The sequence below is a fragment of the Microbacterium sp. UBA7513 genome (genome assembly GCF_002478345.1).
In the GTDB taxonomy this organism is placed as follows: Bacteria; Actinomycetota; Actinomycetes; order Actinomycetales; family Microbacteriaceae; genus Microbacterium.
In genome coordinates this window covers 178,772-198,332 of the sequence record NZ_DLNJ01000007.1, presented here as the reverse complement: position 1 = coordinate 198,332, position 19,561 = coordinate 178,772, and the positions used below count along the sequence as shown (strand labels likewise).

Genomic DNA, 19,561 nt, shown 5'->3' with positions numbered 1-19,561 from the left:
CGCGGTTACGATGGACGACGTGACCACCGCCGACCCCACGCTGCCGCTGTCGCCGTACCGGGAGATCGGGCGCGCGGAATGGGCGCGTCTCGCCGCCGGACTCGATCAGCCCCTGACGGAGACCGAGGTCGTGGAGCTGCGAGGCATCGGAGATCGCCTCGACCTCACCGAGGTCCGCGAGGTGTACCTCCCGCTGAGCCGGCTGCTGAGCCTGTACGCGAGCGCCACGAAGCAGCTCGGTGCGGCCACCTCGTCGTTCCTCCAGGAGGACGACACGACCACGCCCTTCGTCGTCGGAGTCGCCGGCTCCGTGGCCGTGGGCAAGTCGACCATCGCCCGGCTCCTCCGCGAGTTGATGAGCCGCTGGCCGGGGACGCCGCGGGTGGAGCTGGTGACGACGGACGGCTTCCTCTACCCGAACGCCGAGCTCGAGCGCCGCGGCCTCATGGATCGCAAGGGCTTCCCGGAGTCGTACGACCGCCGTGCGCTGATCGAGTTCCTCACGGAGGTCAAGAGCGGAGCCCCTGAGGTGCGGGCGCCGTTCTACTCCCACATGCGCTACGACATCGTCCCCGATGCGCACGTCGTGGTGCGTCGCCCCGATGTCGTCATCGTCGAAGGGCTCAACGTCCTGCAACCCCCGCCCGCCCCGAACGACGTCGCGGTCAGCGACCTCTTCGACTTCTCGATCTTCGTGGACGCCGACACCGCCCACATCGAGAAGTGGTACGTCGACCGGTTCCTCGCCCTGCGGCAGGGAGCCTTCAGCAACCCGTCGTCCTACTTCAACGTGTTCGCGCACCTCACCGACGAGGAGGCGATCACGACCGCACTGGGATATTGGAACGAGATCAACATGCCGAACCTCGTCGAGAACGTGATGCCCACCCGGCACCGCGCGCGCCTGGTCCTGCGGAAGGGCGCGGATCACGACGTGGAGAGCGTGCTCCTGCGCAAGCTCTGAGCCCCTCCGGCGGCGCTGTATTGTTCGGACGACTCGCAAAAATTCCCGCTTACCCTTATCCCCATGTGTGGAATCGTCGGATACGTGGGCCCGCGGCCCAGCCAGGACATCCTTCTCGCCGGCCTCGCCCGGCTCGAGTACCGCGGCTATGACTCCGCGGGCATCGCCGTGATCGACGGCGAGGGAACGCTGGGCATGCGCAAGAAGGCGGGCAAGCTCGCCATGCTGCGCGACTCGCTCGGCGATGCGCCCCTCAACGACGGCACGACCGGCATCGGGCACACGCGGTGGGCGACGCACGGCGGCCCGACCGACGTCAACGCGCACCCCCACCTCGCCGACGACGACAAGCTCGCGGTGATCCACAACGGCATCATCGAGAACTTCGCGGCTCTGCGCGACGAGCTCCTCGCCGACGGTGTCGCCTTCCGCAGCGAGACCGACACCGAGGTGGCTGCGGCGCTGCTCGGTCGCGAGTACGCCGGCAACGGGGGCGACCTCGCCCTCGCGTTCCGTGCTGTCGTCAACCGCCTCGAGGGCGCCTTCACCCTCCTCGCGATGCACCAGGACCACCCCGGACTCGTCGTCGGCGCTCGCCGCAACTCGCCGCTCGTGATCGGCCTGGGCGAGGGGGAGAACTTCCTCGGTTCCGACGTCGCCGCCTTCGTCGAGCACACCCGCAAGGCCCTCGCGATCGGCCAGGACCAGATCGTCTCGATCACCCCCGACGCGGTGACCGTGACCGACTTCGCCGGCACCCCCGTCACCGCCGAGCCGTTCGACGTGTCGTGGGACGCCGCCGCCGCCGAGAAGGGCGGCTGGTCGAGCTTCATGGCCAAGGAGGTCGCCGAGCAGCCGGAGGCCGTCGCCAACACCATCCGCGGCCGCATCCGCGACGGCCAGGTCGTGATCCCGGAGCTCGACGGTCTCGACGACCTGTTCGTCGGCATCAACCGCGTCATCATCACCGCGTGCGGGACGGCCTCGTACGCCGCGCTCGTCGGCAAGTACGCGATCGAGCAGTGGGCCCGCGTGGCGGTCGACGTCGAGCTCGCCCATGAGTTCCGCTACCGCGACCCGGTCATCGGCGCCGACACCCTCGTGGTCTCCATCAGCCAGTCCGGCGAGACCATGGACACCCTGATGGCCGTGAAGTACGCCCGCGAGCGCGGCGCCCGCACACTGTCGGTCTGCAACACGCAGGGCGCGACGATCCCGCGGGAGTCGGACGCCGTCGTCTACACGCACGCCGGCCCGGAGGTCGCCGTCGCCTCGACCAAGGCGTTCTCGGCCCAGATCACGGCCCTGCTGCTGCTTGGCCTGCACATGGGACGGGTCCGCGGTGTGGTGGCCGACGCCTCGACCGATGTCGATGAGCTCGCCGCGCTGCCGGAGAAGGTCGCCAAGGTGCTGGAGAGCGAGCACGAGCACGTCACCCAGCTCGCGGGCTGGATGGCCGACACCCGATCGGTGCTGTTCCTCGGTCGTCACGTGGGCTACCCGATCGCGCTCGAAGGTGCGCTCAAGCTCAAGGAGATCTCCTACATCCACGCCGAGGGCTTCGCCGCGGGCGAGCTCAAGCACGGTCCGATCGCGCTGATCGAGCCGGGGCAGCCGGTGTTCGTGCTCGTGCCGTCGCCGCGGCACTCCGCGCTCGTGCACTCCAAGGTCGTCTCCAACATCCAGGAGATCCGCGCCCGCGGTGCCCGCGTGATCGTGGTGGCCGAGGAGGGCGACGCCGCCGTGCTGCCCTTCGCGGACGAGGTCATCCACATCCCGCTCGCCGGCCCCATGTTCGAGCCGCTGCTGGCCGTCGTCCCGCTGCAGATCTTCGCGATGGCGCTGGCCACCGCGAAGGGCCTCGACGTGGACCAGCCGCGGAACCTCGCGAAGTCCGTCACGGTGGAGTGACCGCCGACCCACCCCCTTCTGTTCACCCCACCCCTCTGCGTGTGCACGCAGAGGGGTGGGGCGTTCGTAACGGGGTGGGTGGGGAAGCCCGAGTAGGCTGAACGCGTGATCATCGGCACCGGCATCGACCTCGTGGACATCCCGAGGTTCGAGCGCACGATGACCCGGACCCCTCGACTTCGGGAGCGGCTGTTCGCCCCGTCCGAACGTGAGCTCCGGCTGCCGTCTCTGGCCGCGCGATACGCTGCGAAGGAAGCGCTGATCAAGGCGCTCGGCGGCTCCGACGGGGTGCACTGGACCGAGATCGAGATCGCCTCCGAGCCCTCAGGACGACCGCATTTCGTGCTGTCCGGATCCACGGCCGAGGTGGTCGAGGAACGGGGGATCCTGACGCTGCACCTCACTCTCACCCACGATGCCGGCCTCGCCGCCGCGTTCGTCGTCGCCGAAGGAGCCCCGCTGTGACTGTCCCGTTCCGCGAGGCCACGATCGATCTCGATGCGATCGCCGACAACGTCCGGCACTTCCGTCGCCTCACCGGCGTGGAGGTGCTCGTCGTGGTGAAGGCGAACGCGTACGGGCACGGAGCCGCTGCGACCGCCGTGGCCGCGCTCTCCGCTGGTGCGACACGGCTCGGCGTGGCCGAGATCCCGGAGGCGCTGGAGCTGCGGCGCCAAGGGGTGCACGCGCCGATCGTGGCGTGGCTGCACGCGCCGGGGGAGCGGTTCCTGGAGGCGGCGGCGGAGGGCGTCGAGATCGGCATCTCGTCGTACGACCAGCTGCAGGCCGCAGCCGCCGCCGCATCCGCGAACCGCCCGGTCGCCGTGCACCTGAAGCTCGAGACCGGGCTGTCGCGCAACGGCATCGCTCCGGACGACTGGGCGACGGTGCTCGCCGAGGCCGCCCGCCTGGAGCGGATCGGGAGGGTCAGGGTCGTGGGGCTCTTCAGCCACCTCTCCAACGCCTCGCCGGCCGACGACCGCGCCGCGCTCGCCCGGTTCGAGGAGGGTGTGGCGCAGGCCGCTGCGCTCGGCGTGCGTCCGGAGATCCGCCACATCGCCGCCACCGCCGCCGCCATCGATCTGCCCGAGACACGACTCGACGCCGTGCGCATCGGCATCGGCACCTACGGCCTCTCGCCCTTCGATGACCGCTCGTCCGCGGAGCTGGGCCTGCGCCCGGCCATGACCCTGCGCGGGGCCGTGGCGGCCGTGCGGCGGGTTCCCGCCGGTACCGGGGTCTCCTACGACTACGTGCATCGCACGGACCGCGCCACCACCCTGGCGCTCGTGCCGCTGGGCTATGCCGACGGCGTGCCCCGCAGCGCCTCCGGGAGACTGCCCGTGTCGATCGGCGGGCGCCGCTATACCAACGTGGGCCGGATCGCGATGGATCAGTTCGTCGTGGACGTCGGAGACGCCCCGGTCGCGGTCGGCGACGAGGTCACGCTCTTCGGGGATCCGACCCTCGGCGTGCCATCGGCCGGGGACTGGGCGGAGGCCGCCGGCACCATCGGGTACGAGATCGTCACGCGCATCGGTCACCGGGTACCGCGGAGGACGACGTGAGCCTGGACCCGGCGTTCCTCGGACGACGCCGGATCGCCACGTCCGAGGAGATGGAGCAGCTCGGGCTGCGCATCGGCGAGCAGCTCGAGCCGGGAGACCTGCTCATCCTCACCGGGCCGCTGGGGGCCGGCAAGACCACCTTCACCCGCGGACTGGCCGAGGGCCTCGGGGTCCGAGGGCCCGTGCAGAGCCCGACGTTCGTGATCGCCCGCACCCATCCGTCGCTCGTCGGCCGCGCCCCCCTCGTGCACGTGGACGCGTACCGTCTCGGGTCCGCGGCCGAGCTCGACGACCTCGACCTCGACCTGGAGCGATCGGTGGTGGTCGTGGAGTGGGGCCGCGGTATGGCGGAGGAGCTCGCCGACGCCTGGTGGGACATCGAGATCGAACGGCCCGTCGGGGCCGGCGAGGACGATGCCGACCTCGATCCCTCGGAGCTGGATGCGGACGCGCCGCGCTTCGTCACGATCGCCCGCGAGGAGCGCGCATGACGGCGGGGGAGCCGCTGGTCGCGGTCATCATCGAAGACGACCCCGGTGTGCGTTCGCTCCTGGATGAGGTGTTCCTCGCCGCGGGGTTCCGAACCGTGCAGGCGGGGTCAGGCCCGGAGGGTCTCGCAGCCGTGGCGGCGCACCATCCGATCATCACCACGCTGGACATCAACCTCCCGGGCATCGACGGCTTCGAGGTCGCGCGGCGCATCCGTCAGGTCAGCGACACGTTCATCATCATGTTGTCCGCCCTGGCCGACGAATCGGATGTGGTGCTCGGCCTCACCTCCGGCGCCGACGAGTACCTGGTGAAGCCCTTCCGGCCACGCGAGCTGCGGGCGCGGATCGAGGCGCTCCTCCGCCGCAACCGCTCGTCGGCCGTAGCCAAGGGGGCGCCGGAGGTCGCCAGCACCCCGCCGTCGAACGCCGCCACGGCGACCTCCGCCGCGTCGATCACCCCACTCCCGGCGGTGCCCGCCGGGGATGCCACCGTCGCCACGTGGCGAGGGCTCGTGCATCGCGACCTCAGCCTCGACCTCGACACGCGTCTCGTGCTCGTCGCCCAGCGCCCCGTCGAGCTCACCCCCACCGAATTCGACCTGCTCGCGGCACTCCTCGAGGCCGGCCGCAGGGTCTGCAGCAAGGTCGAGCTCGCTCGCGGACTGCGCGGAACCTCCGGCGACGCGTTCGACCGGGTGAGCGAACCGGACAAGCGGGCCATCGAGACGCACATGGCGAACCTGCGCCGCAAGCTCGGCGACAGCCCCACCGCCCCCCGCTACATCGAGACGGTGCGCGGTGTCGGGTACCGCCTCACGTCCGACGACCGCCCCGCCTGAAAGAAGGGGTCGAGGCCGCGGCTCCCCCACCGCGGCCCCGGATGCCTGCGAATCCCCACTCGCGCGGCCCCAGCTTCTGCGAAATCCCCAGTCGCAGCGTCGGCTCCCACTCAGAATCGTAGGACGGGAAGGCCTCCTGAAGAGCGAGAAGTGACGATCTTTGAGTAATCTTGCGTGAATGCTGAGGATCGACCGGGAGGCGGACCTTGATGATCCGCACGGTCTCGATCTGGCGGTGGCAGCTGGTGTTCACCGCGAGCATCGTGGCCATCGTGGTGATGGTCGCGGGCTTCAAGCCGCAGACCCTCGCGATCCCGCTGTTCATCGGCGGAATCGGGCTCATCGTCGTCACGACCCTCGTGGCGCTCATGGTGCCGTGGCGACGTCTGCCGCGGACGGCCGTGACCGCCCTCCCGCTGTTGGACGTGCTCGGGGTGGGGCTGACCACGAACGTGCCGGATCTCCGGCTCGGCTTCCTCTGGGTCTTCCCGGTGGTCTGGTTAGCGACCTACTTCTCGATGCCCTGGGTGTTCGCGGGCATCGTGCTCAGCGGTGGCTGTCTGGTGTTCTTCGCGGACCGCTCTGGCCCGCCGGAGGACGTGCTGCTGCGGGTGCTCACGGTCGTCATCACCCTGAGCTTCCTGGGCGTGACCGTCCGCATCGGCGCCCAGCGGTCCGGCGCGGCGCGCCGGCTCCTGCAGCGCCGCTCGGAGCAGGTGAACCGGGCGGCGGAGCGGGCCGAGACGAATCAGGAGCGCGTCACCCAGGTCATCGACGCGCTGGGCATCGCGCTGGTGGTGGTCACCTCCGCCGGTCGCATCCTGCAGATGAACGACGCCTACCGCTCGCTCTACGGCCGTGACCGCTTCGGCACGGCCCTCCCGTCCGCGTCCGTCGAGTACGACGGGCGCCGCGGAACGGCTCTGACGCCGGAGCGCACCACACTCGCGCGAGCCGCAGCGGGCGAGCAGATGCGGGAGGAGCGGGTGTGGCTGTACGACGGTGCGGGGCAGTGGCACGCCCTGGCCGTGTCCACGCAGCCCATCGCCGGCGCGCGGGAGGGGGAGCGCATCACCCTCGTCGTCATCGACGACGTCACCGCGCTCCTGGAGGCCGCCGAGGAGCGGCGGGCGTTGACCGCCGTGATCTCCCACGAGCTGCGCAACCCGCTCACCGCGATCATCGGCCACGTCGAGCTCCTGCGAGAGCGCGATGACCTCCCCGGCCGGGTGCCGGCGCAGATCGAGGTCATCGCGGACGCGGGGGAACGGCTCCAGGACCTCGTCACGAGCATGCAGGCCCAGACAGGACGAGTCTCGCACGATCCGTTCGAACCGGTGGACCTGCGCGTCGTCGTGGAGGAGTCCGCCGCGTCCTTCGCACCGTTGATGGGTGCCGCGCGGCAGGAGCTCGTGCTCGACGGGGCCGACCGGATGGTGATCACCGGCGACGCCTTCCGGCTCCGTCAGGTGCTCGATAACCTGCTCGGCAACGCCGTCAAATACACGCCTGCCGGCGGCCGCATCACGGTGCGGCTGGCGGAGCCGGACGGACATGCCGAGGTCACGGTGGCCGACACCGGGATCGGCATCGCCGAGGAGGAGCTGCCGCGGCTGTTCGAGCCGTACTTCCGCGCCGACAGCGCCGTGCGTGGCGGCATCGCCGGCACCGGGCTCGGCATGGGCATCGCGCGGGACATCGTGGTCGCGCACGGCGGCGCCATCCTCGTGGCGAGCGAGGTGGACGTCGGCACCACCGTCACCGTCCGTTTCCCCCGACGAACGAAAGAGGTCTCCGCATGACACCCCTCGTGCCCGTCAGCGTCGACGTCACCACGAGCATGGTCGCGGTGGTGACGGTGCTCACCGCGATCGTCGTCGGTCTCGCCACCCTGGCCCGGCCGAGCAGGGCGACCATCGTGTGGGGTGTCGCCTTCGGTATCGGGATGCTCGGCGCCTACCTCTGGTTGGCCGGCCATCACACCGGCAGCCCCGTGCTGCGCGCGGCCGCCTCCGCGATCGTCGTCTCCTTCGTGCCGCTCGTCTGGATCGGCGTGCGGATGCACTTCGGGCGGTCGGCGCCCTGGACGCCGGTCGTCCTCGCACTCGTCGGGGTGCCCACCGCGCTGATCCTCACCGCGGGCACACGCTGGTATCTGCCGGTCTTCCACGTCGTCTTCCTGGCGATGGCGGTCTTCGCCGGTCTGCTCGCCTGGGAGCTGCTCCGAGGACAGCCGGCGTCGCGGGACGTCGTGCTGCCGCTCGCGCTCGCCGCGTGCGGCTTCGTCGTGGTCGCCGTCGTCAGCGCCGGGTCCGCCCTCGTCTCGGGAGGCGTGAGCACGGAGGAGCAGCTCAGCGCGCTCCGCGGCGTGAACGCGCTGGGGACGATCGTCGTGAGCACGTGTGCGGCGTTCACCCTCGTGCTCCTCGTGCGGGTGGAGAGCCCGGTACCGGGGGCCGACGGTGCCGCGGACCGTGCCAGGGAGCGCCTGCGCAAGGCGGCGGCGCAGAAGGACCCCGCGTGGTCGATCCTCGACATCCGTCTGGACGACCCCACCGACCTCCGCGAGGCGTCGAGCAGCGCCGGCTTCCGCCGCATCGCCGATCGCTTCCACGCGGACATCTGCGACGCGCTGCCGGCGACGGCCGATGCGGAGCGGGTCGCGGACGACCGCGCGATCGTCATCATCCACGGCAGCGACGAGGCGGTGCGGTTCCACCTGCGGGCGATCCTGGCATCCGTGTCGATCATCGACCTCGAGGCGCCGGCGAGCGGGATCCGCTCCTCCGCCAGCATCGGCTGGGCGACGGCATCCGTCGCGGGATACGACTACGACACGCTCGTCGCGGCGGCCGCATCTGCGGCCGATCGGGCACGGCACGCCGGCGGGGATCAGTGGAAGCGGGCGCAGGAGTCCGACCTGACCGCCGTCTGACGCGGGGCCTAGGGGGTCTGCTTCTCGCGCCCCCGCGCGAGTGCCGCGGTGATCGCGTCGGCGGCGCTCGCGTCGGTGTCGGCGGCCGCGGAGACGTTCTCGGCGACGACGGCCTCGATGATCTCGGTGCGCTGGATGCGGGTCTCCCGCGGGGCCTTGACGCCGATGCGCACGCTGTCGCCCTTGATGTCGAGCAGCGTGACCTCGATCTCGCCGTCGATGCGCACGCTCTCACCGATCCGCCTCGTCAACACCAGCATTCGTTCAGCCTACTGGTGCGGAGGGGGCGGCCCCCAGCGACGCGGTGGAGGAGTCGCGGACCACGCCGATCGTCTCGATCGTCAGCGATGCGGACGTCGCCTCGGTGTAGGACAGGACAGGGAGGCCGTCGGTCTGCGCCGACACGAGCCGTCGCACGGCCGGACGCAGCGACGGGGCGCATACGAGCACCGGTTCACCGCCATCCGTCTGCGTGGCCACGGCCTGCTTCACCGACGCGATCACCGCTTCCATCCGCGGCGGGTCGAAGACGATCTGCGAGCCCTCGTCGCCGGGACGGAGGCTCTCCAGCATGGCCTGCTCCAGCAGCGGCGCGATCATGACGACGCGGAGCGTGCCGTCCTCCGCGAAGCGGGAGGCGATGGCCGGCCCCAGTGCGGCGCGGGCGGCCTCGATCAGTCCCTCCGGGTCGGTCGAGACCTTGGCACGCAGCGCGAGCGCCTCGTAGATGCGGCTGAGGTCGTTGATCGGCACACGTTCGGCGAGCAGCCCCTGCAGCACCCGCTGGACCTCCGCGAGCGACAGCAGCGCGGGCGTGAGCTCCTCGACCGCCGACGGCGAGACCTGCTTGAGCGCGTCGGTGAGCTGGCGCACGTCCTCCCGGGTGAGCAGCCGGGCGGCGTGCGTCTGGATCACGCTCGACAGGTGCGTGATGATGACGCTCGCCCTGTCGATCACCGTGGCCCCGGCGAACTCCGCGCTGTGTCGCATCTCCATCGGGATCCACTTGCCCTCGAGGCCGAACACCGGGTCCAGGGCGGCGGTCCCCGGCAGGCTGTCCAGACCCTGTCCGAGTGCCAGCACCGATCCGGTCGGCGCGGTGCCCCGCCCGGTCTCGACGCCGGCGATGCGGATGACGTAGGTGGCCTGGGGGAGTTCGATGCTGTCCCTGGTGCGCACGGGCGGCGTGACCAGGCCGAGGTCGAGCGCGATGCGGCGCCGCAGCGCCTTCACCCTGGCGAGGAGGTCGTCGGGGCCGCCGGTCACCAGATCCACGATGTCCGGCGCGAGGAGGATCTCCAGGGGGTGCACCCGCATGCGCTCGATGAGCTCTTCCGGCTGGTCTGCGGGCACCGGAGCGGGGGCCAGCGCGGCCTCCGCCTCCTCCCGCTTGCGCGTCGCGGTGATGCGCTGGGCGATCAGGAGAAGCAGGGCGCCGATCGCCAGGAACGGGAGCATCGGCATGTGCGGGATGAGCGACATCACGATGGCTGCGGATCCGGCGATGATGAGGGCGTTGCGCGACTGGCCGAGCTGCGTCGACGCCGCCGTGCCCATCTCGGCCTCGGCGGTCGAGCGGGTGACGATCATGCCGGTCGAGACCGCCATGAGCAGGGCGGGGATCTGGGTGACCAGGCCGTCGCCGATCGTGAGCAGGCTGTACGTGCTGACGGCCTGGTCGATCGACATGCCGTGCTGGACGAGGCCGATCGCGATGCCGCCCACGAGGTTGATGATGATGATCACGAGTCCGGCGATCGCGTCGCCCTTGACGAACTTGGAGGCGCCGTCCATCGCGCCGTAGAAGTCGGACTCGGCGGCCACCTCCGCCCGACGCTCCCTGGCCTCGGTGTCGCTGATGAGACCGGCGTTGAGATCGGCGTCGATGGCCATCTGCTTGCCCGGCATCGCGTCGAGCGTGAACCGGGCGCCGACCTCGGCCACGCGCTCTGCACCCTTGGTGACCACCACGAACTGGATGACGACGAGGATGAGGAAGACCACGGCGCCGATGATGAGCGAGCCGCCCACCGCGATCGCCCCGAACGCCTCGATCACCTGTCCCGCGTACGCCTCGCCGAGGACGAGGCGGGTGGAGGCGACGTTGAGCCCCAGCCGGAACAGCGTCGCCACGAGCAGCAGCGAGGGGAACACCGAGAAGTCGAGCGGCTTCTTCACGAACATCGACGTGAGCAGGATCACCAGCGCGAACATGATGTTGAGGATGATCAGCACGTCGAGCAGGAACGGCGGCACCGGGACGACGAGCAGCATGATGATGCCGACGACGCCGATCGGCACCCCGAGCGTGGTGAGAAGCTTCTTCATACGGTCCTCCGGTAGGGGAGCGAGTGGATGCCGCGGGCGGCGCCGCGGCGCCGGAGCGCATCGACGAACACGAGCACCCGTGCCACGGCGTTGTAGAGGTCTTCGGGGATCTCCTGACCCAGCTCGCACGCGGCGTGCAGAGCGCGGGCAAGGGTGATGTCGCGGACCAGCGGGACGCCCGACTCGAGCGCCTTCTCGCGGATCCGCTCGGCGATGACGCCGCTGCCCTTCGCGACGACCCGCGGGGCGGACGTGCCGGGGTCGTACTCCAGGGCGATGGCGATGTGCGTGGGGTTGACGACGACGACGTCGGAACCGGCGACCGCGGCGATCATGCGGTTGCGGCTCACGGCGAGCTGGCGCGACCGGCGCTGCTGGCGGATGAGCGGGTCGCCCTCGGAGTTCTTGTTCTCGTCGCGCACCTCGCGCTTGGTCATGCGCGTGTGCTTGCGGTTGCGGCGCATGACGACGAACAGGTCGATCGCGGCGAGCACCAGACCCACGGCGATGGCGGTCTGCAGCAGTGCCGCGGTGCCGTCCGCCGCGGTGCCGAGCAGCCGGGAGACCGAATGGGCGCCGCTCGCCGTGAGCACGGGCATGAGCCCGGAGATGACGACCCACAGGGCGAGGGCGATGGCGGCCGTCTTCAGCAGCGCCTTCGCCCCCTCCCACAGCGCCTGCAGGCCGAACACGCGCCGCACTCCGGAGACGAGGTTGAACTGCTCGTAGCGCCCTGACAGCTTCCGCAGGTGCACGCCGCCCTGCACCACCGCGCCGAACAGCGTCACGATCGCGACCGCCGCCAGCAGCGCTCCCAGCGTGGGCAGCACCGAGGCGAGGGCCCGCCCCAGGGCGGCGAGGGCGGCTTCCGGAGAAGGCGCCTGCATGAGCCCGGCGAGGGTCACCAGCTGCTCGGTGCCGGCGGCCGTGCCCGCGGCGATGGCGGCCGGCATCATGACGGCGGCGGCGCCGATGCCGAGCCACGCCGTGAGGTCCTGACTGCGGGCGATCCGCCCCTTCTGCCTGGCCTCGCGGAGGTGCTTCTCGGTGGCCTTCTCGCTGCGCTCGCCGCTGTCCGAGCCGCTCACGGCGTCACCCCCTGCATCAGGCGGAACGCCTGGGTGGCGAGGGCGTCGACGATGCCGGGGAACGCGACGTACACGGCGCCCGCGAGCAGGAGCGTGAGGAGGATCTTGACGGGGAAGCCCATCGCGAAGGCGTTGAGCGCCGGCGCCACGCGCGTGATGAGACCGAGCCCGACATCGGCGAGGAAGAGCACGAGGACGAGAGGGCCCGCGATCTGCACGGCCGCCAGCACCATCTGGGACACGCCGTCGACGAGCAGCTCGGCGGGTCCCGCCACGCGGAAGATGCCGTCGACCGGCACCGCGTCGAAGCTGCGGGCGAGCCCGGCGAGGATGAGCTGATAGCCGCCGGAGGCGAAGAGCAGCGTCAGCGCGGTGAGGTGGAACAGCCGGGTGAACTGCGCGCCGTTGACCATCGCCGCCGGATCGAAGGCCTGGGCGAGCTGGAAGCCGCCGAACACGTCGATCAGGCTGCCCGCGGCCTGCACCGCGGAGAAGCACAGCAGCACGAGGAACCCGAGCAGGGCGCCCGTGAGGAGCTGGATCACGAGCGCGCCGAGGAACGGCCCGGTATCCAGGCTCTCGTACCCGGGCGCGACGGCAGCCCCCACCGCGAGCGACAGTCCGATCGAGAGCATCGCCTTCACGCGCACCGGGATCGCGCCGTACGAGAACGGCGGGGCGATCATGATGAACGCCGTGATCCGCACAGCGGCAAGCAGGGTGGCCTCCAGCCACGCGAAGTCGATCGGGATGAACACGGGCTCATCCGCTCAACAGCGACGGGATGCGGGCGAACATCTCGTTCGTGAAGGCGATGATCTCGGCGATCATCCAGTTCCCCGCGATGAGCAGGGCGATGCCCACCGCGACGATCTTCGGCACGAACGACAGCGTCACCTCCTGCACCTGGGTGATGGACTGCAGCAGCGAGATCGCGAAGCCCACCACGAGGGCCGTGATCAGCATCGGGGCGGCGAGCTTGGCGGCGATCAGCAGGCCCTGGGCACCGATGTCGAGGACGGCTTCGGGACTCATCCCACACCTCCGTAGCTCTCCAGGAGCGCCTTGATGATGAGCCCCCACCCGTCGACGAGGATGAACAGCAGGATCTTGAACGGCAGCGAGATCATGACCGGCGGGAGCATCATCATGCCCATCGACATCAGCGCCGCCGCCACGACGAGGTCGATCACGAGGAACGGCACGAAGATCACGAAGCCGATGATGAAGGCCGCCCGCAGCTCCGAGATCATGAACGCCGGGATGAGCGTGTACATCGGCACGCTCGCGGCGTCCTCCGGGTTGTCCTGCCCGGCCATCCGGGTCATCAGCGCGAGGTCTTCCTCGCGCGTGTAGTGCAGCATCCACTCCCGCAGGGGGGCCTGCCCGACGTCCACGGCCTGCGTGAACGTGAGCGCGCCGTCGATGTACGGCTGCACGGCCAGTGTGTTGATCTCGGTCAGGACCGGCCACATGATGAACAGCGACAGGAACAGCGACAGGCCCGCGAGCACCTGGTTCGGCGGGATCGTCGGGAGCGACAGCGCGTTCCTCGTCATGGCGAGCACGACGAAGATCTTCGTGAACGACGTCATCATCAGCAGCAGCGCAGGGGCCACCGACAGGAGCGTGATCCCCAGCAGGGTGAGGATCGAGCCGGAGGGGCCGCCGTCGATGCCGTTGATGTCGATCGTCACACCCTCGCCGTCGTCCGGGGTGACCTCCGCGTGCGCGGCGGTGCCGGTGAGGGCGATCAGGACGACGGCGAGGAGGATCGCGACCGCGACGAGGACGAGCAGCCGCGAGGCGCGACCGCGATCGACGGCACGGGTCGCGGTCATCGTGCGCGCCGCAGGGCCTCGGCGGTCTGCCGCCAGGTGTCGGGGGAGAGGATGGAGCCGCGGAGCGGGTCGTTGCGGTGCCGCACGCGGCGACGGAGCTCCGGTGCCGGGCTGACCGCCGGGGGCGCGCTCGTGAGTGCGGCGGCGGCGAGGATGCGGTCGAACTCGGCGTCGTCGGCCGTGCGGGTGGCCGGCGGGCGTGCCTCCTCGGACGCGGAGGGCTCCGGCCGCAGGGGCAGCCGGTCGACGACGCTCACACCGTGCTCGGTGACCCCGAGCACGTAACGGGCATCGTCGGTCTGCACGACCACGAGCTGCGCTTTCGGGCCGATGCCCTGCCGCCCGAGCACCGTGATCGCCTCGGCGTCGCGGCGCCGCGCCTGGGTCTTCGAGACCCGGCGCTGCAGGAACCAGAGCAGCCCGAGGACGGCGGCGAGCGACAGCCCGACCCGCAGCGCGAGCAGGAGGTCGTCCAGGGTCAGGCCTCGACGTTCTCGAGGATGCGGGTGATCCGCACCGCGTAGTCCTGGTCGACGACGACGACCTCGCCATGCGCGATCGTGCGGCCGTTGAGCTTGACGTCGGCGGGGGCGCCCGCGGAGCGATCGAGCTCCACGATGCGACCGGGCTCGAGGTCGAGCACGTCGCGGACCGCCATGCGGGTGCGGCCGATCTCGACCGTGAGCTCCATCTCGACACCCGCGATGCGGTGCAGGCGCCCGTCGGCTCCGGTCGGACGCGCCGGTCGATGCGTGATCCGGACCGCGAGCCGGCCGATGGTGCGCTCGGTGTGGTCGACGAGGTCGAAGAGCTGGGTCTGCGGGTCGGCGAACACGGCCGAGGCGTCGCCGACCGCGGCCTCGCCGAGCAGCCCGGGACCGAGGGCGGTCGCGGCGGCCTCGAGCGCATCCAGCAGCCGGTCGGTGAGCGGACGGTCCCTGAGACCGTCGACGAGGACGTCGGCATCGAGGAGCTGCACGGCGAGCTGGGCGCTCGCCTCGCCCACGAACTGCGCGACGACCGCCTCGCCGGTGTCGCCGGACACCTGGGAGGCGCGGGCGGTGACCGGTGCGGCGGTGGGCAGTCGCGCCGCGAACGCGGCGGCGACGGCGGACTCGTAGGCGGTGGTGCTGATCACGCGGACTCCTGAGCGGGGGCGGTTTCGGGGACGGTGGCGGTCACGACGCAGGCGAGGCGGGCGCCGGCGCTCCCGACGGCCGCAGTCGCGACGGTCTGGTCGCCGACGGTGAGGAGCATCGGGCGGTCGGCGGCGTGCGGCAGGGGCAGCAGATCCCCGACGGCGAGATCGAGCACCTCGCGGGGTAGCACGCTCCGCGGCGCCAGCCGGAGGGCGATCTCGACCGGAGTCGACTCCACCTGGCGGCGCACGAGGCCAGGGGTCTCGGACCGGTCGGCGTCGGAGGCCCGCACCGCGAACCCGGCGAGCACCGAGGCGGGCAGCATGATGCTCGCCGGCACCGTCCGACCGCCGTGGCGCATCGACAGCCGGGCCACGATGACCGGCTCCCCGGCGGCGGCGACCTGCGCGAACTGGGAGCTGTACTGAATGCCGGCGACGGCGACGCCGGCAGGCAGCAGGCCGTCGAGGCTGCCGGTGAGGTGATCGATCGCGTCTCCGATCAACGACCGGATCAGGGCCTGCTCGATCGGCGTGAACGTGCGGTCCTCGGCGGTGGTGGTGACCCTGCCGCCGACCATCTGCACGATCCAGGACGTCGCGGTCGGGATCGGAACCTGCACGATCAGACGCTCGTCGGAGTCCGGCAGCGCGCACACGATCATGGTCGTCGTCGTCGGCAGCGACTGTGCGTACTCGCCGTACGTGAGCATGCCGACGTGCTCGACGGCGATGGTCGCGCGCACGTGGATCTTGCCGCTGAGCTGGGCCGACCACTGACGCGCGAACGTCTCGAACGCGAGTTCCAGGGTGCGGGCGTGCTCGCGCGACAGCGTCGCCGCGCGTCCGAAGTCGTAGACCTCGACGTCGGCGGTCGCCGTCTCCGCGCGCACTCGCGAGCGCACGCCGTCATCCATCACCACGAACCCGACTATCGGGCGGTGATCGGCGTGCGTTAGGGGCGGGTCAGGGGGAGGTCTGCGCGGCACCCGCGGCCGGGATCAGCGCTCGCACCTCCTCGCTGGCGTCGGAGAGGATGACGATGTCCACGCGGCGGTTCTCCGCGAGTTGCTCGGGGGTGCTTCCGGCGGCCACCGGACGGGTGTCGCCGAAGCCGACGGACTTGAGGTGGGCCGGCGGCAGTCCGGCTGCCTCCACGAGGTAGCGCAGCACCTGGGTGGAGCGTCCGGCGGAAAGCTCCCAGTTGGTGGGGAACGGCGCGACCGACCCGCGGGCGTCGGCGTGCCCCTCCACGGAGATCTCGTTCGGGGCGGAGACGAGGACGGACCCCAGGGCGTCGAGCACCTGCGTCGCGGCCGGGCTGAGATCGGTGCTGTTGGTGGTGAAGAACGTCTCCGCGCTCACGAGCCCGATCGTCAGCCCGCGCTCGTCGATGGTGAACGTGACGTCGGTCTCCAGTCCGCGCTCGGCGAGAACCTGGCGCAGCCGCTCGCGCAGCGCGGACAGCTCGTCGAACTCGCGCTGCGCCGCCTCCAGACCCGTGTCCGCGAAGTTCTCACCCTCGTCGTCGATGAGCTCCGGAGGCACGACCACGCCGCTGGTCACGTCGACGTCGTCCGAGGGCTCCTGCCCGAAACCCGTCGCGAGCGAGGCGCTGAGGGCCTCGAACTTCTCCTGGTCCACGGTCGACATCGCGAACAGCACGATGAACATGCACATGAGCACCGTCACCATGTCGAGGTACGACGCCATCCAGCGCTCGTCCGGTCCGCTGTGCTCGGACTCCTGGACACGGCGTCGGGTGCGCACGCTCATGAGAAGAGGTCCTCGTGCGCCTCCGTCTCCGCGGGCTGCTCGCGCCGGCGGGAGCGGCCGGGGGAGCGGTCGGAGACGAGCGCGCTCAGACGTTCGCGGACGTGGGCGGGGGCGGCGCCGGCCTGGACGGCGAGCATGCCCTCCATCAGTACCGTCATGCGCTCCAGCTCCAGCTCACCGAGGCGCTGCAGGCGGCCGCCGATCGGGAGCCAGATGAAGTTCGCCGACAGCAGGCCCCACAGTGTCGCGACGAAGGCGGCGGCGATCATGGGTCCGAGGGTGTCCGGCTTGTCGAGCTTCTCCAGCACATGGGTGAGGCTGACCACGGTGCCGATGATGCCGACGGTGGGGGCGAATCCGCCGAGGGTCATGTAGAAGCGTGAGGCGGTGCGGTTCCGGGCGGCGGTCGAGGTGAGCTCGTCCTCGAGGAGCACCCGCAGATCCTCCGCGTCGGTGCCGTCGGCGATGCTCTGCAGGGCCTGCCGCAGGAACGGATCCTTCTCCTCGTCCAGGCCCTGCTCCAGCGCGAGCAGACCCTCGGAGCGTGCTTTCTCCGCATAGCCGACCACGGTGTCGATCGTGCTCTGGGCGGTGCGCCGCTCACCGCGGAAAGCGCGCGGGAGCGACTTCACGGCGTGCAGCGCGTCGCGCAGCGTGCCGCTGGCGAGGCCGACCGCGATCGTGGCGCCGAAGACGAGCACCATGGGCGCGGGCAGCAGGAGCGACCCGACCGTCGCGCCCTCCAGGTTGATCATGGCGATCAGGGCGCCGAACGCGAGGACGAGCCCGAGGATGAGGGACGGATCCATCAGGAATCCCCTCCTGCGACGGGAGCGCCGGGTCGGACGTCCTCGGTGCCAGCGGCGACCAGCGCCGCCGCGGTCGCGAGGACGCCGGCGCGGAAGCGGGTGATGCGGGCGATCACGTCGTCCATCGTCTCCGTGACGACGAAGGTCGCGCCGTCGACCATCATGATCGTCGTGTCCGGCGTGGCCTGGACACGTTCGATCAGGTCGGGGTTCACCGCGAACCGGGAACGGTTCAGGCGCGTGAGGACGATCATGGGCTCCATCCTGGAAAAAGCTCGCCCCGCCCGAGAGCGGGGAACCGACGGCCCGTCCTGGGCTGTCGGAGAGGACTGTCGGCCGGGCGCTGCGCCGCGTTAGCGCGGGGTCGGGACCGGAGGGGAACTTTCTCACGGCGGGCGCGTCGTCGCCGATAGGGACCAGGGGCGGGGGACGATGAGCAGCGGGCGAAGGGAGCCTTGTGCGGGATCGGAACGTGGAGAAGGCCGCGGCGACGGCGGCCGAGGAGTGCGGCTGCGCGCCGACGGCAGCCGAGCGCGGCGCGCTGTGGAACCAGCCGGTCAGCCGGCGCCATGCCTTCGGGATCGGCGCGCTGGGAGTGGTCGCGCTCGCCGCCTTCGGCGTCGGCTCGGGCGTCACCGCCGCGCACGCCGCGTCTTACCCGAGCTGGGACGACGTCCAGCGGGCGAAGAGCAACGAAGCGGCCAAGGCCGGCGAGGTCACCCGTATCCAGGGGCTGATCCAGTCGCTCGAGCGCAAGGTCGCCGAGACGCAGGCGGCCGCGCAGGTCGCGTCGGATGAGTTCTACGAGGCGCAGCAGGCGTACTTCGCGGCGATCACGGAGGCGGAGACGCTGCAGGCTCAGGCCGATGAGCAGGCGGCGCTCGCCGACGAGACTGCGAAGAAGGCCGGTCAGGTCGCCGCCCAGCTCTACCGCAGTGGCGGCGACGACACCGCCCTGGAGCTGTTCTTCGCGGGATCGGGCGCCAACGCCGATGAGCTGCTGTCGCGCCTCGGCACGATGAACAAGTTCCTCGAGTACAACCAGACGACCTACGACAACGCCGTCTCGGCGCGCGACACCGCCCAGGCGCTGACCGCTCAGGCCGACGTCGCCCGGGACGAGCGCGACCGCCTGCAGCAGGTCGCCGAGCAGAAGATGGTCGCGGCGCAGCAGGCGGCGGACGCCGCGCAGGCGGCGCTCGACGAGCAGGCGGCGAACCTCGAGACCCTCAAGGCCCAGCTCGCGGCGCTCAAGGACACCACGACCAAGACGGTCGCGGGGTACCAGGCGGGTGTCGAGGCGCGACGGCGGGAAGAGGAAGCCCGGCGCAAGCGCGAGGCAGCGGCGGCGGCCGCGGCTGCTGCCGCCGCCGGCCGGGGGACCAGCGGCGGTGGTGGTGGCGGCGGTGGCGGCGGCTCGGCCGGCAGCGGCGGCTGGGTACGTCCGCACGGCGGCGCACGCAGTTCGAGCTACGGGCCGCGCACCCCCATCTGCGGTCCTCAGGGATGCTCGTCGAGCTTCCACTACGGTGCGGATCTCGCCAACGGCTGTGGGGCCGCGATCTACGCCGCCAACTCCGGCACGGTCGACTACGCGGGACCGAACGGGAACTACGGCAACTACATCCGCATCCAGCACGGCGGCGGCATCAGCACCGGGTACGCGCACATCAAGCCGGGCGGCATCAACGTGCGCAGCGGCCAGTGGGTGCGCTCCGGTCAGGTCATCGCGTATGCCGGCGACACCGGCCGCTCGTTCGGCTGCCACCTGCACTTCGAGGTCTACATCAACGGCGGGTACACGAACCCCGTGCGTTTCATGGAGCAGCGCGGCATCTACGTCTGACCCTGCCGAGACCCCGCTTTCGCGCCG

General features: G+C 71.0%; 21 protein-coding genes. 9 read left to right on the top strand and 12 right to left on the bottom strand.

Annotation, left to right across the window (positions count from 1 at the left end; translation table 11 throughout):
- The first annotated feature begins 10 nt into the window (after nt 1-10).
- From coaA to B2W79_RS03725, 8 genes are all read left to right on the top strand, one after another.
- Nucleotides 11-964 carry a type I pantothenate kinase gene (gene coaA, locus B2W79_RS03760; RefSeq protein WP_071327518.1) on the top strand — a complete coding sequence of 318 codons (954 nt, stop codon included), beginning with the start codon at nt 11-13 and terminating at the stop codon, nt 962-964.
- A gap of 63 nt (nt 965-1,027) precedes the next feature.
- Nucleotides 1,028-2,875: a glutamine--fructose-6-phosphate transaminase (isomerizing) gene (gene glmS, locus B2W79_RS03755; protein ID WP_292787248.1), complete on the top strand. Its 1,848-nt coding sequence runs from the start codon at nt 1,028-1,030 to the stop codon at nt 2,873-2,875.
- Between the two features lie 105 nt (nt 2,876-2,980).
- A complete protein-coding gene (locus tag B2W79_RS03750) occupies nt 2,981-3,340 on the top strand; it encodes a holo-ACP synthase (RefSeq protein WP_292787245.1) in 360 nt (119 codons plus the stop codon).
- Complete coding sequence (gene alr / locus B2W79_RS03745; RefSeq protein ID WP_292787242.1) at nt 3,337-4,443, top strand: alanine racemase; 1,107 nt, start codon at nt 3,337-3,339, stop codon at nt 4,441-4,443. Before B2W79_RS03750 ends, alr begins: the two co-directional genes overlap by 4 nt.
- Nucleotides 4,440-4,934 (top strand): tRNA (adenosine(37)-N6)-threonylcarbamoyltransferase complex ATPase subunit type 1 TsaE, encoded by a 495-nt coding sequence (gene tsaE, locus B2W79_RS03740; RefSeq protein WP_240743056.1) that lies wholly within the window; start codon nt 4,440-4,442, stop codon nt 4,932-4,934. Before alr ends, tsaE begins: the two co-directional genes overlap by 4 nt.
- Nucleotides 4,931-5,773: a response regulator transcription factor gene (locus B2W79_RS03735; RefSeq protein WP_071327514.1), complete on the top strand. Its 843-nt coding sequence runs from the start codon at nt 4,931-4,933 to the stop codon at nt 5,771-5,773. Before tsaE ends, B2W79_RS03735 begins: the two co-directional genes overlap by 4 nt.
- A gap of 209 nt (nt 5,774-5,982) precedes the next feature.
- Nucleotides 5,983-7,575: a sensor histidine kinase gene (locus B2W79_RS03730; RefSeq protein ID WP_071327513.1), complete on the top strand. Its 1,593-nt coding sequence runs from the start codon at nt 5,983-5,985 to the stop codon at nt 7,573-7,575.
- The gene (locus B2W79_RS03725) at nt 7,572-8,708 is read left to right on the top strand and encodes a hypothetical protein (RefSeq protein ID WP_071327512.1); all 1,137 of its coding nucleotides are present in this window, start codon (nt 7,572-7,574) and stop codon (nt 8,706-8,708) included. Before B2W79_RS03730 ends, B2W79_RS03725 begins: the two co-directional genes overlap by 4 nt.
- 8 nt (nt 8,709-8,716) lie before the next feature.
- Here the strand turns inward: B2W79_RS03725 and csrA are convergent, their stop codons facing one another.
- From csrA to B2W79_RS03665, 12 genes are all read right to left on the bottom strand, one after another.
- The gene (gene csrA, locus B2W79_RS03720) at nt 8,717-8,968 is read right to left on the bottom strand and encodes a carbon storage regulator CsrA (RefSeq protein WP_025104370.1); all 252 of its coding nucleotides are present in this window, start codon (nt 8,966-8,968) and stop codon (nt 8,717-8,719) included.
- 4 nt (nt 8,969-8,972) lie between these two features.
- Nucleotides 8,973-11,036 carry a flagellar biosynthesis protein FlhA gene (locus B2W79_RS03715; RefSeq protein WP_071327511.1) on the bottom strand — a complete coding sequence of 688 codons (2,064 nt, stop codon included), beginning with the start codon at nt 11,034-11,036 and terminating at the stop codon, nt 8,973-8,975.
- Nucleotides 11,033-12,124, bottom strand: coding sequence for an EscU/YscU/HrcU family type III secretion system export apparatus switch protein (locus tag B2W79_RS03710; RefSeq protein WP_071327510.1), 1,092 nt, complete (start codon nt 12,122-12,124; stop codon nt 11,033-11,035). Before B2W79_RS03710 ends, B2W79_RS03715 begins: the two co-directional genes overlap by 4 nt.
- A complete protein-coding gene (locus B2W79_RS03705; protein WP_025104367.1) occupies nt 12,121-12,882 on the bottom strand; it encodes a flagellar biosynthetic protein FliR in 762 nt (253 codons plus the stop codon). Before B2W79_RS03705 ends, B2W79_RS03710 begins: the two co-directional genes overlap by 4 nt.
- 4 nt (nt 12,883-12,886) lie before the next feature.
- Nucleotides 12,887-13,159, bottom strand: coding sequence for a flagellar biosynthesis protein FliQ (gene fliQ, locus B2W79_RS03700; RefSeq protein WP_025104366.1), 273 nt, complete (start codon nt 13,157-13,159; stop codon nt 12,887-12,889).
- Entirely contained in the window at nt 13,156-13,965 is an 810-nt protein-coding gene (gene fliP / locus B2W79_RS03695) for a flagellar type III secretion system pore protein FliP (protein ID WP_071327508.1), read from the bottom strand. Before fliP ends, fliQ begins: the two co-directional genes overlap by 4 nt.
- A complete protein-coding gene (locus tag B2W79_RS03690; RefSeq protein WP_292787454.1) occupies nt 13,962-14,372 on the bottom strand; it encodes a FliO/MopB family protein in 411 nt (136 codons plus the stop codon). The genes fliP and B2W79_RS03690 overlap by 4 nt, the downstream gene beginning before the upstream one ends.
- A 71-nt stretch (nt 14,373-14,443) precedes the next feature.
- Nucleotides 14,444-15,103, bottom strand: a complete 660-nt coding sequence (gene fliN / locus B2W79_RS03685; RefSeq protein ID WP_071327506.1) for a flagellar motor switch protein FliN — start codon at nt 15,101-15,103, stop codon at nt 14,444-14,446.
- Nucleotides 15,100-16,020 (bottom strand): flagellar motor switch protein FliM, encoded by a 921-nt coding sequence (locus B2W79_RS03680; RefSeq protein WP_231919689.1) that lies wholly within the window; start codon nt 16,018-16,020, stop codon nt 15,100-15,102. The genes fliN and B2W79_RS03680 overlap by 4 nt, the downstream gene beginning before the upstream one ends.
- Nucleotides 16,021-16,069: 49 nt before the next feature.
- Nucleotides 16,070-16,879, bottom strand: coding sequence for an OmpA/MotB family protein (locus B2W79_RS03675; RefSeq protein WP_292787224.1), 810 nt, complete (start codon nt 16,877-16,879; stop codon nt 16,070-16,072).
- The gene (locus B2W79_RS03670; RefSeq protein WP_071327503.1) at nt 16,876-17,688 is read right to left on the bottom strand and encodes a motility protein A; all 813 of its coding nucleotides are present in this window, start codon (nt 17,686-17,688) and stop codon (nt 16,876-16,878) included. Before B2W79_RS03670 ends, B2W79_RS03675 begins: the two co-directional genes overlap by 4 nt.
- Nucleotides 17,688-17,942, bottom strand: a complete 255-nt coding sequence (locus B2W79_RS03665) for a flagellar FlbD family protein (protein ID WP_071327502.1) — start codon at nt 17,940-17,942, stop codon at nt 17,688-17,690. Before B2W79_RS03665 ends, B2W79_RS03670 begins: the two co-directional genes overlap by 1 nt.
- A 218-nt stretch (nt 17,943-18,160) precedes the next feature.
- On the opposite strand from B2W79_RS03665, the gene B2W79_RS03660 reads away from it, so the two are divergent.
- Nucleotides 18,161-19,534, top strand: coding sequence for a M23 family metallopeptidase (locus B2W79_RS03660; RefSeq protein ID WP_071328041.1), 1,374 nt, complete (start codon nt 18,161-18,163; stop codon nt 19,532-19,534).
- Nucleotides 19,535-19,561 lie beyond the last annotated feature (27 nt).

What these genes read in the sequence shown, in the direction of transcription:
- coaA (WP_071327518.1), top strand. Translation starts at nt 11, where the DNA reads ATGGACGACGTGACCACCGCCGACCCCACGCTGCCGCTGTCGCCGTAC.
- glmS (WP_292787248.1), top strand. Translation starts at nt 1,028, where the DNA reads ATGTGTGGAATCGTCGGATACGTGGGCCCGCGGCCCAGCCAGGACATC.
- B2W79_RS03735 (WP_071327514.1), top strand. Translation starts at nt 4,931, where the DNA reads ATGACGGCGGGGGAGCCGCTGGTCGCGGTCATCATCGAAGACGACCCC.
- B2W79_RS03730 (WP_071327513.1), top strand. Translation starts at nt 5,983, where the DNA reads ATGATCCGCACGGTCTCGATCTGGCGGTGGCAGCTGGTGTTCACCGCG.
- B2W79_RS03725 (WP_071327512.1), top strand. Translation starts at nt 7,572, where the DNA reads ATGACACCCCTCGTGCCCGTCAGCGTCGACGTCACCACGAGCATGGTC.
- csrA (WP_025104370.1), bottom strand. Translation starts at nt 8,968, where the DNA reads ATGCTGGTGTTGACGAGGCGGATCGGTGAGAGCGTGCGCATCGACGGC.
- B2W79_RS03715 (WP_071327511.1), bottom strand. Translation starts at nt 11,036, where the DNA reads ATGAAGAAGCTTCTCACCACGCTCGGGGTGCCGATCGGCGTCGTCGGC.
- fliQ (WP_025104366.1), bottom strand. Translation starts at nt 13,159, where the DNA reads ATGAGTCCCGAAGCCGTCCTCGACATCGGTGCCCAGGGCCTGCTGATC.
- fliP (WP_071327508.1), bottom strand. Translation starts at nt 13,965, where the DNA reads ATGACCGCGACCCGTGCCGTCGATCGCGGTCGCGCCTCGCGGCTGCTC.
- B2W79_RS03680 (WP_231919689.1), bottom strand. Translation starts at nt 16,020, where the DNA reads ATGGATGACGGCGTGCGCTCGCGAGTGCGCGCGGAGACGGCGACCGCC.
- B2W79_RS03675 (WP_292787224.1), bottom strand. Translation starts at nt 16,879, where the DNA reads ATGAGCGTGCGCACCCGACGCCGTGTCCAGGAGTCCGAGCACAGCGGA.
- B2W79_RS03670 (WP_071327503.1), bottom strand. Translation starts at nt 17,688, where the DNA reads ATGGATCCGTCCCTCATCCTCGGGCTCGTCCTCGCGTTCGGCGCCCTG.
- B2W79_RS03665 (WP_071327502.1), bottom strand. Translation starts at nt 17,942, where the DNA reads ATGATCGTCCTCACGCGCCTGAACCGTTCCCGGTTCGCGGTGAACCCC.